The sequence below is a fragment of the Bacillus swezeyi genome (genome assembly GCF_030908325.1).
Classification (GTDB): Bacteria; Bacillota; Bacilli; order Bacillales; family Bacillaceae; genus Bacillus; species Bacillus swezeyi.
Genome location: NZ_CP133085.1, coordinates 3,865,344 through 3,878,993 on the forward strand (window position 1 = coordinate 3,865,344; position 13,650 = coordinate 3,878,993).

A 13,650-nucleotide genomic window follows, 5' to 3' on the forward strand; every position below is an offset into this window, starting at 1 on the left:
CCTGCTATTCTTTTAACAACTCAACAAGAAGCGAAGCAACTTTATGTGTATCGTGGCGGATTACGCCATTTTCATACGTCACAATCTGATCTCTGATGACTTCAAGCCCCATCGCAGACAGATCATCAATGTTGAACTGTACAGGCTGAGCCAGTTCTTTTGCATATCGTTCCCGAATATCGTCAGGAATTTCCTCGCTGTTGACGAGGATCGTATCAATAAACGAACCGTCCATATGCTGATTAAGCGCTTTTACATGATCGGCAGCACTGTAATATAACGTTTCGCCAGGCTGAGTCATCACATTGCAAATATAGACTTTCTTAGCCGAAGCGGCTAAAATTTCTTCCCTGACCTTCGGGACGAGCAAATTTGGCAAAATACTCGTATAAAGGCTGCCGGGGCCAAGTATAATCAGATCCGCCTCACGGATCGCTTCAATGGTCTCCGGAACAGGCTCGATCTTTTCAGGGGTTAAAAACACCCTTTTAATCCGCTGGCCGTAGGACGGTATCGTCGACTCTCCTGATATGATCCGCCCATCGTCCATCTCCGCGTGAAGCACAACGCTTGTATTTGCAGCCGGGAGCACCCTGCCCCGTACATTCAGAACCTTGCTCATTTCGGTGACGGCGTGAAAAAAATCACCGGTTATATTCGTCATCGCCGCCAAAATTAAATTTCCTAATGAATGGCCGATTAAATCGCTGCCTTTGCTAAAGCGGTGCTGAAACAGGTCTTCAACGAGAGGCTCCACATCGGATAACGCAGCCAGCACATTCCGGACATCCCCGGGCGGAGGGATTTTCAGTTCATTGCGCAATCGCCCCGAGCTTCCCCCGTCGTCTGCAACTGTCACAATCGCCGTAATGTCGACAGGCTGATGCTTTAATCCTCTCAGCAAAACAGAAAGTCCTGTTCCCCCGCCAAAAATCGCGATTTTTTTCTGATCTGCCATGCTATTTTTTGCTTTTCTTCTCGATGTCCCGGTGAGTAACATGAGTATAGTAGTCCTTTTTAAAATAATCGGCAAGGTATTCCGCAAGCGTCACAGAACGATGCTGTCCGCCTGTGCAGCCAATCGCAATGACGAGCTGGCTTTTGCCTTCGCGCTTGTACGATGGAAGCATGAAGGCCAAAAGCTCTGTCAGCTTTTCGAGGAACTTTTGTGTTTCATTCCATTTCATCACATAGGAGGATACCTCGCGATCTTCTCCTGTCAGCGGTCTCAGACTGTCGATGTAGTACGGATTTGGCAGAAACCTCACATCAAATACAAGGTCTGCGTCAATCGGAATTCCGTATTTAAAACCAAAGGACATCACATTCACCGTAAAGGTGTGGCCCTGGTCTGTCGCAAAATGCTGGACGATTTTTTCGCGCAGGTCCCTCGGCTTCATGTCAGATGTGTCGTAAATAATCTGAGAGCGCCCTTTCAGTTCTTCCAAAAGCTCCCGTTCGGTTTCAATTCCCTCCAGCGGCAGCCCTGTTGTGGCCAGAGGGTGGGACCGCCTTGTCTCTTTATACCTTGAAACGAGAATCGAATCCTTTGCATCTAAAAACAAAATGCGCGGAGTGATCCAAGATGTTTCTCCAATTTCATCAAGCGCCTCAATCAGCCTGTCAAAAAACTCACGGCCGCGCAAATCCATCACTAAGGCCACCTTGCTCATTTTCGAATTTGACTCTTTCATCAGCTCCAAAAACTTCGGAAGCAAAGATGGCGGCAAATTATCAACACAGAAAAAACCGAGGTCTTCAAAACTTTGAATCGCCACTGTTTTTCCTGCTCCTGACATTCCGGTTATAATCACAAGCCGAATTTCATGGACTCCATTCGCATTCATGCTTCTTTCCCCCCTTATGTTTAGTCGCTCTGCGGGTCCAGACGGTAGGACAGCAGTTCAAAGTCAGATGTATACGTAAAGGTGCCGTGAAGCAGTCCTTCGCCTTTCAGCATAAAGTCGAGAATGTGAACATCGCCGGGCGCCATCGGCAAGTTCTCTATTTCTCCTGCCTGATGCCACTGAATGATGCCTTCCTCAGACTCATCTACATGTCTGCCTGTATAATGATCGGCGACGAACGTGAACATCATCCATTCTGATACAACCTGGTCATTTTCTTTTATGATGAAGGTGAATATCCCTTTCAACTGCGGGTTTAGCACATATAGGCCCGTCTCTTCGCGGTATTCCCTGATGACGGCATCCCTGACTGTTTCCCCGCTCTCCATTTTCCCGCCGGGAGCTACCCACCAGCCCCTGCGCGGTTTTTGCAGCAAAAGGACTTGATCATCTGAAATCAGCACACAATTCGTCACTCTTTGCAAGTCTGTCACCCATCCTTTAATTCCTTCAATTCTTTTTTCTATTATACCGCTTCCTGATGCCGCTCACAATGAACATGCAGCCCAACTGCAAAAATCGCCTTTTCATAAATCCAGCCGCCCTTTTTTGGGAACGTGCCTGAGCCTATTCTAAATTAAGACCGCCAGCGAATGGAAGCGCTTGCGAAAACCGTACTTTCATTCTATTTTACAGCAAAATCCGCTTATTCATCATGTAAATATGAACAAATTGTGAAAATTTGTAAAAATTACACTTTTAGGAAAAATAGTGCAAAAAAAGGACACGGACATGATCATCCGTGCCAAAAGAATTCATTATAAAAGGGGGTCAATTACTGTACCAATCATAACGAATAATTGTTTCACTGGTGTTACAGGGCGGTTAAAACATGATGACGATTAGAATGCGTTATTTTACAGCCTTTTCTTTCTCCTTCAGCTCTTCAATATAATGCTGAACACTCTGGGCTGCAATGCTTCCGTCTCCTGTTGCCGTGACAATTTGGCGAAGGGTTTTTTCACGGATGTCCCCCGCGGCAAAAATCCCTTCCGCTTTTGTTTCCATGCGTTCGTTGGTTACGATATAGCCCTCTTCATTTGTGATGCCAAGGTTTTTAAACGGCTCAGACAGCGGCAGCATGCCGATGTAGATAAAGACGCCGTCGGTGCGGAATTCTTCTTCTTCATCTGTCACTGTATCGACAAGCGTTACTTTGCCGACTTTTCCATCTTGTTCATGGATTTCTTTTACCGTCTTGTTCCAGATAAAATCGATTTTTTCGTTATCAAACGCTCGAGCCTGAAGAATGCTTTGCGCTCTCAGCTTATCGCGGCGGTGAACGATCGTTACTTTAGAAGCGAAACGGGTTAAGTAGACGCCTTCTTCTACAGCGGAATCTCCGCCGCCGACAACGACAAGCTCTTTGTTTTTAAAGAATGCGCCGTCACATACCGCACAATAAGAAACACCGCGGCCGCCAAGCTCTTTTTCGCCCGGAACGCCGAGCTTCTTGTATTCAGCGCCTGCTGTGATGATGACAGCGCGTCCTTTAAATTCTTTTGAACCCGCTTTGACGACCTTATAGTCTCCATTGTCAACGACTTCTTTAATATCGCCGTATGCATATTCCGCACCAAACTTTTTCGCGTGTTCAAACATTTTATTTGAAAGTTCCGGCCCCAGAATGCTTTCAAACCCCGGATAGTTTTCAACATCTTCTGTATTGGCCATTTGCCCGCCGGGAACTCCTCTTTCAACCATCAAGGTTGACAGGTTCGCTCTCGACGTGTAGACGGCCGCTGTCATACCTGCAGGACCCGCTCCTATAATAATGCAGTCATAAATTTTTTCTTCTGACACAATGTTCACTCCTTCATGAATCTTCTTGCTGCTTATGCTGGCAAGCAGTCCAATCCTCTAAATAAGATTCCCTTCTTGTATCTTCCTTACCCATATCCTATAAAATATCATGAATAAGCGCTATTTTTTTGCTCACACAATAAATAAAACAGGCTGAATGGTCAGTTCAAACCTGTTTTTAAAGGTGTTCTTTTAATGTACGTTCATATTTCGTAAGCGTTCCCGGAGAAATGCTGAAAAGCTTTGCCGTTTCAGATTTGGTGAGACGCTCCCGGTGCTCTGTTTTCCAGATGAAATAAATGGCTGCAGCCAAACCGCCGGCGTTTTTCAGCTGAAGGCCGTAAGCCCTGATCTGCTGAATGACATGAAATATCCAAAAACACATCGCCTCTTGTTCGATCGCTGACCGATCCGCTTGTTCAATCGCTTTCGCGGTTCTGTAGGCAAGGAGTGCATCCTTTGAAGCAACAGCCCCGTCTTCACCGTAAAGCACAAGCCTGACAAATTGGTCTTCAAACGACGTTTTTGCGATGTTTGAATCAAGCACAGCTTGAAGCTGTTCCTTCTCCCCTTTTCTTCCGCTTATATAGTATGCGGCGAGGCGTTCCTCAAGCGTTCGCTGGACGGGTGCCTTTTCTTGCCGTTCTTTCCACGGCTCCATGCGGGCGGCATCAGGGTACTCCTCCTGCATCTTCTTCCATACGGACCGGGCAAACTGAGTGCGGCCGGTAAAGTAAGCGGTGCAGGCGAGCCAGTAATAAAAGGTTTCATCTCCTTCAAATCCCATGCGGTAAAGAGATTTCAGCCATTTAAACCCGAGGTCATACCTGCCGACGAGCGAAAGTGTGGCGCCGAGCTTATACCTTTGTTCAAGCAGCATCGGATAAATATTGGATAGCTGTTCAGAAAGATCCCGAACCTTTTCATCCTTCCGCTCATAGTGGTAAAAAATAAGCAGATTGCAAAGCGCATGCAGATTTCCATGGCTTTTTTCTAAAACGGTAAAAATCGTCGTCTTTGCTTTTTGAACATCCCCTGCGTAAAAATAAGCAAGCGCCAGATTATTATAAGCTGACCAAAATTCCGGATAATCGGCTATAATCTCTTCAAGCATCACAATGGACTCCTGAAGCTGTCCGTTCTCCAGCAGCGACTTAGCCCGATCCTGTTTAAGGATTAAATCATCCTGGTCGTACTCTGAGTAGCCTTGATCTTCTTCTCCCATATCCAATAATTCAAGGAGCTCTGCATTTTCCGCGCTGAACTCGCCATTGGGATCTTCTTTCATGTAAGTCTCAGCTGCTTTATAAGCTTCTTGGAAAAGACCAAGATGCGCATAATTATTCGCTTTAAAATAGTAGCATTCTGTCATTTTTTCATTGATGTTTTTCAGAATAAAGTCTAAAAGTTCATTTGATTGCTGGTAAAAACCCATTTCTGTATAAATGACAGCAAGCTGAGACAGCATGCCCGTATTGTCCGGTTCAAGAAAAATCGCTCTCTGGATGAGTTTGCTCGCGCGGGATAAATTTCGTTCTCTGTATGCTTTGAGCCCTTTATGATAAAAATATTGCCCATCTTGAAAAAGCTGGACAATCCTCGTATTTTTATGATGTTCAGAAGTGTACTTTCCCACAGATACCCTCCATTTCAAACTGTATACCGTGAGTAGTATAACATAGTTTCCTTCAGGCTTAATAGGCCAAAAACAAGTTTCGAGAAAATTCTCTGCATTTTCCACTTTTGGTGTCTGGTGACGAAACCAAAATCGTTTTTTGCTCAAGTCTGCATCGGCGGTTTACGTTTTATATCGGCTGAGTGTTTTCATTTTTAACGATCATTTTCCAGTCAACAGCCTTTCAAAAGAGAATTTTCCACTCCTGTTCTCTAAACTGATTTCAGCGAAAACGGATGACGAAAGTACGTTCCCATTATATGATAATAAACAAGGGGGTTATGCTATGCAAAACAACAGCTCAATTGAATTGGCGCATTTCTCGGACGAGCATTCAGCTGAACTGAATGAGTTCGAGCTTCCTGCAGAACAAAGCCCATTTACCGCGCTTCCTAAAGATGTCTTAACAGATGCGTCCGGACAGCATCCAATCGTCATTTTAAACGAAGGGACGCCTGTTGGATTTTTTATTCTGCACGCTACTGAGAGAGTAAAGGACTATTCAGAAAATCCTAAAGCGATGCTCTTGACCGCTTTATCAATTGATCATAAGCAGCAAGGCAGAGGCTGCGGAAAAAAAGGGATGCTGAAGCTTCCGGAATGGATCAGCAGGGAATTCAGCCATTGTGATGAAGTCGTTTTAGCTGTCAATCAAAAAAACACAGCTGCTCAGCATCTGTATTTAAAAACCGGGTTTGTTGACACCGGCGAAAGAAAAATGGGCCCCATCGGAGAGCAGATCGTGATGAGCCTGAAAGTTAAATAAGCAAATGAAAGGCTCCAAACGGGCAAAAAAAACAACCAAAAGGGCATGCAATCCCTTTTGGCAAGTAAACTTTCACGCTTATTCTGTTCCTTTATGGCGTTTTTTCAGCACTTCCAGTACATCATCAAGCGGGAGGGACTGTTCCCTTAAGAGGACAAGCAGATGATAAATAAGATCCGCCGCTTCCCATTTCAATTCTTCATGATCCCTGTTTTTTGAAGCGATAATGACTTCCGCGGCTTCTTCGCCGACTTTTTTCAAAATCTTATCAATGCCTTCATGAAATAAATAAGTTGTATAGGCGCCTTCAGGCATTTCCGCCTGCCGTTTGGCAATCACGGCTTCAAGCTCGTTTATGATGGCGAAACGGCCGCCGCCTGCCGCCTTTCTGTCGTCCATTGATGTGAAACAGCTGTAGCTTCCTTTATGGCAGGCAGGTCCGGCTGGTTCGACAAGCACGACAAGTGCGTCTTGATCACAGTCAAGGCGGATGTCTTTGACATGCTGGACATTCCCGGATGTCGCCCCTTTATGCCAAAGCTCCCCGCGGGATCGGCTGAAAAACCATGTTTCCCTCGTTTCCAGCGTTTTTTCAAACGATTCTTTATTCATATATGCCAAGGTCAGCACCTCTTTGCTTGCTGCATCCTGGACGATCGCCGGGATCAGACCGGCTTCATTAAATGTCAATTCATCTGCCGTTATCATCTTACATTCACCCCGCGCTCGTTTAAATAAGCTTTTACTTCTTTCACAGACGTTTCTTTATAATGAAAAATCGAAGCAGCCAAAGCGGCGTCCGCTTGGCCTTCTTTAAACACTGCGTGCATATGTGCGGCATTTCCCGCGCCTCCTGAAGCAATGACCGGGACTGAAACAGCTTCTGATACAAGCTTTGTCAATCTGTGGTCAAAACCGTTTTTCTCTCCGTCTGAATCCATGCTCGTCAACAGGATTTCGCCGGCCCCCCTCTGAACGGCTTCCTTCGCCCACGATGCCGCTTCAAGGTCTGTCTTATTCCGGCCGCCGTGAGTGTAAACAAAATAGCGGTCTTCATCTTGATCGTATTTTGCATCAATAGCGACGACGATGCATTGCGAACCGAAGAAAGCCGCGCCTTCCGTAATCAGCTCCGGACGGAGAACCGCGGCCGTATTAACGGACACTTTGTCTGCTCCGGCCCTCAAAATCGTTTTCATATCTTCCAAACGATTGATGCCGCCGCCGACGGTGAAAGGAATAGCCAGCTTGGCCGCCACTCTTTCGACGACATCAACCATCGTTTTTCTCCCTTCGTGAGAAGCGGAAATATCGAGAAAGACGAGCTCATCTGCGCCTTCTTCGTCATATATCTCAGCCAGTTCTACAGGATCCCCGGCATCTTTTAATTCAAGAAATTGAATGCCTTTGACAACCCGGCCGTCCTTCACATCCAGACACGGGATAATTCGCTTTGTAATCACTTGCTCCCCACCCTTTCAAGCGCTTCAGACACAGTGAATTGGTTCGTATAAAGAGCTTTTCCGACAATAGCGCCGCTGACGCCGTCCATACGGCGGCCGGCCAATGCTTCAAGATCAGTGAGAGAGCTGACGCCTCCTGAGGCAATGACCTGTTTACCGGTTATTTTTGCGAGCTCAACCGTGCTGCCGATATTCGGGCCGGACAGCATTCCGTCTGTTGCAATGTCCGTAAAAATAAAAACCTCTGCACCTTCATTTGCAAGCTCACGGCCAAGCTCTTCCGCTCTCACCGCCGACATTTCAAGCCAGCCTTCCGTCGAAACAAAGCCGTCTCTCGCATCAAGACCGATCGCGATGTGATGACCGTAAGTGTTCAGCATCTTTTTCGCAAAATTCGGATTTGAAACGGCAGAGCTTCCTAAAATCACTCTTTCTACGCCTTGTGATAGATATTCATACACATCCTTTTCGGTTCTGATGCCGCCGCCGACCTGTACGTTGACATTCAGTTCTTTGGCGATAGATATCACATGGCTGTCGTTTACTTTTTTCCCTTCTCTGGCGCCGTCCAAATCAACGAGATGAATCCATTTTGCTCCTTCTTTGGCAAACAACGACGCCATTTCAAGCGGAGAGTCGCCGTATACTGTTTCTTTTGCATAGTCTCCCTGCACAAGTCTTACGCATTTGCCATTTCTCATATCGATAGCCGGATATAAAATAAATTCACTCATTTTTTCACCTTCTGTTCTTCTGTCAGCTGTTTGAACTGCTTTAAAATGGACATTCCGACCGTACTGCTTTTTTCCGGATGGAACTGGGCTCCGTACACATTGTCAAAACCGACGACGGCGGGTACGCGCACACCGTAATCCGCACTGGCCAGCAAAGCTTCTTCATCCATTCCGCTGACATAATAGGAATGGACAAAATAAGCGTATCCTTCGTCAGTTTCCTTTAAGAGCGGAGAATCGCGGTGGATTGTGAGGCGATTCCAGCCCATGTGGGGGACTTTCAGCCGGTTTCCCAATGGACCGCGCTCCTCGAGCTTGGTGACTTTCCCCTTTAAAAGGGCGAGCCCCTCTGTTGCTCCCTGCTCCTCGCTCTCTTCAAACAAAAGCTGCATGCCGAGGCAAATGCCGAGAAGAAGCTTTCCTTCACTGACAGCATCCTGAATAAAGATTTTCAGGCCTGTTTTATCCAAAATCTCCATCGCATCCCTGAAAGCGCCGACTCCTGGAAGAATGTAGCTGTCCGCTTTCTGCAGCTCACCGATCCGATCTGACACAAAATATGGTGCACCGATCCGTTCCAGCGCTTTAGAAACGCTGTACAGATTTCCCATACCGTAATCAATGACACCGATCATTTACAGCATCCCTTTCGTTGATGGAATTCCTTTGATACGGGGATCAATCATTGTCGCTTCATCAAGCGCGCGGCCGAGGGCTTTAAAAATAGCTTCAATCATGTGATGGGTATTCGTTCCGTAGTGAACGATGACATGAAGATTCATCCTCGCTTCGAGAGCAAGCTTCCATAAAAATTCGTGGACTAGCTCAGTATCAAATGTCCCCACTTTCCCGCTCGGCAGCTCGGCCCTGAATTCAAGGTGCGGCCTGTTGCTTAAATCGACTGCAACCTGGGCAAGCGCTTCATCCATCGGCACTAAACTTGAGCCGTAGCGTTTAATGCCTTTTTTATCCCCGAGCGCTTCCAACAGCGCCTGTCCCAGGCAAATCCCGATGTCCTCTGTCGTATGGTGGTCATCGATTTCCACATCGCCTTTCGCCTCTACAGAAACGTCAAATTGGCCGTGCTTTGTGAATAAATCAAGCATATGCGTCATAAACGGCACATCCGTTTGAATATCCGCTTTTCCTTCCCCATCAATATTGATGGATAGTTTAATGTCTGTTTCATTGGTTTTTCTAGCCCTTTCGGCTTTTCTCATCAGTCTTCCTCCCGGATTCTGGATTCAATGGCTCTTGCGTGGGCTTCAAGTCCTTCCAATCTGGCAAAGGCTGCAATTTTCTCAGCATTCTCAGAAAAAGCTTCCCTGCTGTATGAAATGATGCTTGATCGCTTTTGAAAGTCTGTGACATTGAGCGGGCTTGAGAATCTGGCTGTTCCATTCGTCGGCAGCACATGATTCGGCCCAGCAAAATAATCGCCGACAGGCTCAGAACTGTACCGTCCCAAGAAAATGGCGCCGGCATGCCTGATCTTTCCTAGCAGCGCCTCAGGCTGCACCGTTAATATTTCAAGGTGTTCAGGGGCGAGCTCATTGACGGCAGAGACGGCTTCATCAAGTGTTTCTGCAACATAAATACGGCCGTAGTTCTCAATCGACTGACGGGCAATCTCTTTTCTCGGCAGACGTTCCAGCTGCTGATCCACTTCTTTTTGAACAGCTTCGGCAAGCGGACGGGAATCTGTGACGAGAACGCTTGACGCCATCGTGTCATGTTCCGCTTGTGAAAGCAGGTCGGCGGCAATTTCCCGCGGATCTGCCGTCTGATCGGCAAGAACGGCGATTTCGCTCGGCCCTGCGATCATATCAATGTCAACCTGGCCAAATACTTCCCGCTTTGCCAAAGCGACATAAATGTTCCCGGGTCCCGTGATCTTATCGACGGGAGCAATCGTTTCCGTTCCGTATGCCAATGCCGCAATCGCCTGAGCTCCCCCCATTTTGTACATTTCTTTGATGCCTAGCTCTGCTGCCGCAGCCAATACGCCTGGCGATAATTTGCCGTCTTTTCCCGGCGGAGTGACGAGGACGATGCGTTCGACTCCCGCGGCGAGCGCCGGAATCACATTCATCAGGACGGATGAAGGATAAGCAGCCGTACCGCCCGGAACGTAAACACCTGCTGAATCAAGCGGCGTGATTTTTTGGCCGAGCATCGTTCCGTCCTTCCGGTGATAAAACCATGAGGATGCCAGCTGACGTTCATGATACTCTTTGATGTTGCAGATGGCCGATTTTAAAATGTCGATCTCACTCTGTTTCATCATGCCGTACGCTTCTTTCATTTCCTGTTCGGTTACGCGGAGATCAGCAACATCAGCTCCGTCAAATCGCTTAGTAAAAGCAGAAACAGCCGCGTTCCCGTTTTTCTTTACTTCCTCGATGATTGTGCTGACTGTTTTTCTCTGTTCTTCCGTGCCTGAACCGATGGTGCGTTTTAGCGAAACAGCAGTCTTTCCGCTGATGGATGTCATTTTCATTTTGTCTTATCCCCTTCCACAATAAGAGAAAGCCGTGAAGCCATTTCATCAATCACTTCATCTTTCATTCGGTAGCTGACGGGATTTACAATCAATCGTGAGGTAATGTCGCAAATTTTTTCTGTTTCAACCAGTCCGTTTTCCCGTAAAGTCTGTCCTGTTGAAACAATATCTACGATCCGGTCCGCAAGGCCGATGAGCGGAGCAAGCTCGATTGAACCGTTCAGCTTGATCATTTCCACCTGCTCTCCCTGCTCCCTGAAATAGCTTGAAGCGACATTCGGATATTTTGTCGCGACCCGGGATGCAACTCCGCTGTGCGCTGTATGCGGCAGGCCGGCCACAGCAAGATGGCATCTGCTGATTTTTAAATCGAGGACTTCGTAGACATCGCGCTCTTCTTCCAGCATGACATCTTTGCCGGCGATTCCGGCATCAGCCACTCCATGTTCCACATATGTCGTCACATCCATCGGCTTTGCCAGAATAAAACGAAGATTTTCTTCTGGTACATCAATGATCAGTTTTCTTGAATCATCGAATTCTTCAGGAAGCTGATAACCGGCTTGCCGCAGCATTCCGGCGGCTTCCTCAAAAATCCGCCCTTTCGGCATCGCAATCGTCAATATCTTACCCATGCTGTTCTTCCTTTCTGGCCCCGATAAAATAGGTCACTTTTTGAAAAGATTTTGTCATCTGATCGATATTTTCAATTCCCGATAAATCCTGGACAACGACTTTTCTACCCTTGCACCGTTCTTCTTCGGCAAATTTGATTGCTTCTGCCCGCTGTTTTGTGCTGAAAATCACGACATCCATTTTTTCCTGCATCTCTTCTGGGTTTAAGGCTTCAAGCAGTCTGTCAATCCGGATTCCAAAGCCGGTGGCCGGAGCCGGAAAGTCGAAATGACCGAGAAGCTGATCATAGCGGCCGCCGTTTCCAATTGGAAAACCTACGTTTTCAGCGTATATTTCAAATAAAATGCCGGTATAGTAGCTCATATGGCTGACCATGCTTAAATCGAGTTTGACATCATTCGTGCATCCATAGTCGCCAAGCGTCTCCCAAAGAGCCTCAAGCTCTGAGATCGCATTTTTTCCTTTTTCCGAATCGACTAGCGTCATTGCCTGGCTGCACGTTTCAACACCGCCTCTGAGCTCCAAAAGTTCAAGCAGCCTGCTTTTATCGATGGATGATAAATTCAACGTCTTCACATGCTCCCGATAGCCGACATAATTTTTTTCATATAAGAAACGCCTTAGCACATGCGCTCTCTCTTCATTGCCCACAACCTCCATAAACAAAGCATCGGCAATGCCGACATGACCAATCGAAATTTTAAAAGAGGTCAGTCCTGCATTTCTAAGTGAAAAAATAGCAAGTGCAATCACTTCTGCATCAGCGCTTGTTGTTCCATCGCCAATCAGTTCGACCCCGATTTGTTCAAATTCGGCAGGGCGGCCGCCTTCCCGTTCCTGCGCCCTGTAAACATTTGCCGCATATCCTACCCGGAGCGGGTGGTTTTCCTTATGAAGCTTTGACGCCGCCACCCTTGCAATAGGAGCGGTCATGTCAGGCCTTAACACAAGCGTCTGCCCCTCCTGGTCAAGGAGCTTAAAAAGCTGCTGATCTAAAATGGCCGACTGAACTCCGACCGTATCATAAAATTCGAGTGTCGGCGTCTCCATGAATTGATATCCCCACAGACTCATGACCTCTGTCAATGAAGAGCGCACCTTTTTCTTTGTTTCATAAAGCCCTGGCAATGTGTCTCTCATACCGTGCGGTTTTTCAAACATAAACATATGCACTTGCACCCCCAAAAACGTTAGAAGGAAAATTCCGAATCCTTTAGTTCGCTAATATGATAATATGCTAACAGATAAAAGAGTCGAAATCAACAACCGCTTACAAAATGGGTCATTTGGCTCTGGCAAATGCTAACTTTTATTTCGTGAACATCTTGATGATATAATAAAAATGCAATGCTTTACTCATTCACAGTTAATTAGTACTATCGGGAACAGGAGACTGAATATGAATTTCTTCAAAACACTTTTTGCCGCACTTTTCTTTACATCCGTTATCATTACTGTGTTCATATTGTTTTCTAAAGAAGTACAAAGTCCGCTGACAGAAAAGCGCGCATCCAATCAGACATCTGCGGATAGCGAAGAAGTGAAAACTAAAACGAAAAAACAGGCGGAACGTGAACCGCTGGATGTTCCATTAATTAAACAAATGGACCCGCCAAAGCTTTATAACGGCTGTGAAGTAGCCAGCTTGGCGATGATTTTAAACTACAGCGGATATGACGTAACAAAAAATGAACTCGCTGAAAAAGTAAAAAGGGTGCCTTTGCAGTATGAAAACGGCTTAAAAGGAAACCCAAATGACGGCTTTGTCGGCGATATGGAAAACGGCCCCGGACTCAGCGTCTATCACGGCCCGGTTTACGATTTGGCCTCATCCTATGCGGGAAACAAAGCCATTGACCTGACGGGAAACAGCCCTGAAGCCATCTACAAACAGCTGAATCAAGGGAGACCGGTCTGGGTCATTACCACTGTGAATTTCAGTACGGTAAACGATATGGAAACGTGGGATACCCCGACAGGCACAGCCGATGTGACTTACAGCGTTCATAGTGTCGCGGTTACAGGCTATGATGAAGACTATGTTTACTTGAATGATCCATATGGCTATAAAAACCGGAAAGCAGACAAAACCAGCTTTGAAAACTCATGGGAACAAATGGGCAGCCAGGCGATTGTGATTGCTTCTTAAAATAAAAAAGAGCT

15 protein-coding genes are annotated in these 13,650 nt (G+C 46.6%); 2 read left to right on the top strand and 13 right to left on the bottom strand.

Annotated elements, in window-relative coordinates:
- Positions 1–4: 4 nt before the first annotated feature.
- The 5 genes from RBH91_RS19375 to RBH91_RS19395 form a co-directional block, all read right to left on the bottom strand.
- Entirely contained in the window at positions 5–958 is a 954-nt protein-coding gene (locus RBH91_RS19375) for a gluconeogenesis factor YvcK family protein (RefSeq protein WP_307892602.1), read from the bottom strand.
- 1 nt (position 959) lies between these two features.
- The gene (gene rapZ / locus RBH91_RS19380) at positions 960–1,847 is read right to left on the bottom strand and encodes an RNase adapter RapZ (protein WP_076761070.1); all 888 of its coding nucleotides are present in this window, start codon (positions 1,845–1,847) and stop codon (positions 960–962) included.
- 20 nt (positions 1,848–1,867) lie between these two features.
- The gene (locus tag RBH91_RS19385) at positions 1,868–2,341 is read right to left on the bottom strand and encodes an 8-oxo-dGTP diphosphatase (protein ID WP_094777312.1); all 474 of its coding nucleotides are present in this window, start codon (positions 2,339–2,341) and stop codon (positions 1,868–1,870) included.
- A 418-nt stretch (positions 2,342–2,759) separates the two neighbouring features.
- Complete coding sequence (gene trxB, locus RBH91_RS19390; RefSeq protein WP_307892603.1) at positions 2,760–3,710, bottom strand: thioredoxin-disulfide reductase; 951 nt, start codon at positions 3,708–3,710, stop codon at positions 2,760–2,762.
- A 178-nt stretch (positions 3,711–3,888) separates the two neighbouring features.
- Positions 3,889–5,346: a tetratricopeptide repeat protein gene (locus RBH91_RS19395; RefSeq protein ID WP_307892604.1), complete on the bottom strand. Its 1,458-nt coding sequence runs from the start codon at positions 5,344–5,346 to the stop codon at positions 3,889–3,891.
- 325 nt (positions 5,347–5,671) lie between these two features.
- Here RBH91_RS19395 and RBH91_RS19400 point away from each other — a divergent pair, with 325 nt between their 5' ends.
- A complete protein-coding gene (locus RBH91_RS19400) occupies positions 5,672–6,151 on the top strand; it encodes a GNAT family N-acetyltransferase (RefSeq protein WP_307892605.1) in 480 nt (159 codons plus the stop codon).
- A 78-nt stretch (positions 6,152–6,229) separates the two neighbouring features.
- On the opposite strand, the gene hisIE is transcribed toward RBH91_RS19400, so the two are convergent.
- Genes hisIE through RBH91_RS19440 form a run of 8 tightly spaced genes read right to left on the bottom strand, consistent with a single transcriptional unit; the run spans position 6,230 to position 12,654 of the window.
- Positions 6,230–6,859, bottom strand: a complete 630-nt coding sequence (hisIE, locus tag RBH91_RS19405; protein ID WP_307892606.1) for a bifunctional phosphoribosyl-AMP cyclohydrolase/phosphoribosyl-ATP diphosphatase HisIE — start codon at positions 6,857–6,859, stop codon at positions 6,230–6,232.
- A complete protein-coding gene (gene hisF / locus RBH91_RS19410; protein ID WP_307892607.1) occupies positions 6,856–7,614 on the bottom strand; it encodes an imidazole glycerol phosphate synthase subunit HisF in 759 nt (252 codons plus the stop codon). The genes hisIE and hisF overlap by 4 nt, the downstream gene beginning before the upstream one ends.
- Positions 7,611–8,348 carry a 1-(5-phosphoribosyl)-5-[(5-phosphoribosylamino)methylideneamino]imidazole-4-carboxamide isomerase gene (gene hisA / locus RBH91_RS19415; protein WP_307892608.1) on the bottom strand — a complete coding sequence of 246 codons (738 nt, stop codon included), beginning with the start codon at positions 8,346–8,348 and terminating at the stop codon, positions 7,611–7,613. Before hisA ends, hisF begins: the two co-directional genes overlap by 4 nt.
- Positions 8,345–8,983: an imidazole glycerol phosphate synthase subunit HisH gene (hisH, locus tag RBH91_RS19420; RefSeq protein WP_307892609.1), complete on the bottom strand. Its 639-nt coding sequence runs from the start codon at positions 8,981–8,983 to the stop codon at positions 8,345–8,347. Before hisH ends, hisA begins: the two co-directional genes overlap by 4 nt.
- Entirely contained in the window at positions 8,984–9,568 is a 585-nt protein-coding gene (gene hisB, locus RBH91_RS19425) for an imidazoleglycerol-phosphate dehydratase HisB (RefSeq protein ID WP_307892610.1), read from the bottom strand.
- On the bottom strand, positions 9,568–10,848 hold the full coding sequence (hisD, locus tag RBH91_RS19430) for a histidinol dehydrogenase (protein ID WP_307892611.1): 1,281 nt from the start codon (positions 10,846–10,848) through the stop codon (positions 9,568–9,570). Before hisD ends, hisB begins: the two co-directional genes overlap by 1 nt.
- The gene (hisG, locus tag RBH91_RS19435) at positions 10,845–11,486 is read right to left on the bottom strand and encodes an ATP phosphoribosyltransferase (RefSeq protein WP_307892612.1); all 642 of its coding nucleotides are present in this window, start codon (positions 11,484–11,486) and stop codon (positions 10,845–10,847) included. The genes hisD and hisG overlap by 4 nt, the downstream gene beginning before the upstream one ends.
- Complete coding sequence (locus RBH91_RS19440) at positions 11,479–12,654, bottom strand: ATP phosphoribosyltransferase regulatory subunit (RefSeq protein ID WP_307892613.1); 1,176 nt, start codon at positions 12,652–12,654, stop codon at positions 11,479–11,481. The genes hisG and RBH91_RS19440 overlap by 8 nt, the downstream gene beginning before the upstream one ends.
- Before the next feature lie 232 nt (positions 12,655–12,886).
- Here RBH91_RS19440 and RBH91_RS19445 point away from each other — a divergent pair, with 232 nt between their 5' ends.
- Positions 12,887–13,636 (top strand): C39 family peptidase, encoded by a 750-nt coding sequence (locus RBH91_RS19445; protein WP_076761083.1) that lies wholly within the window; start codon positions 12,887–12,889, stop codon positions 13,634–13,636.
- The last annotated feature ends 14 nt before the right edge of the window (positions 13,637–13,650 follow it).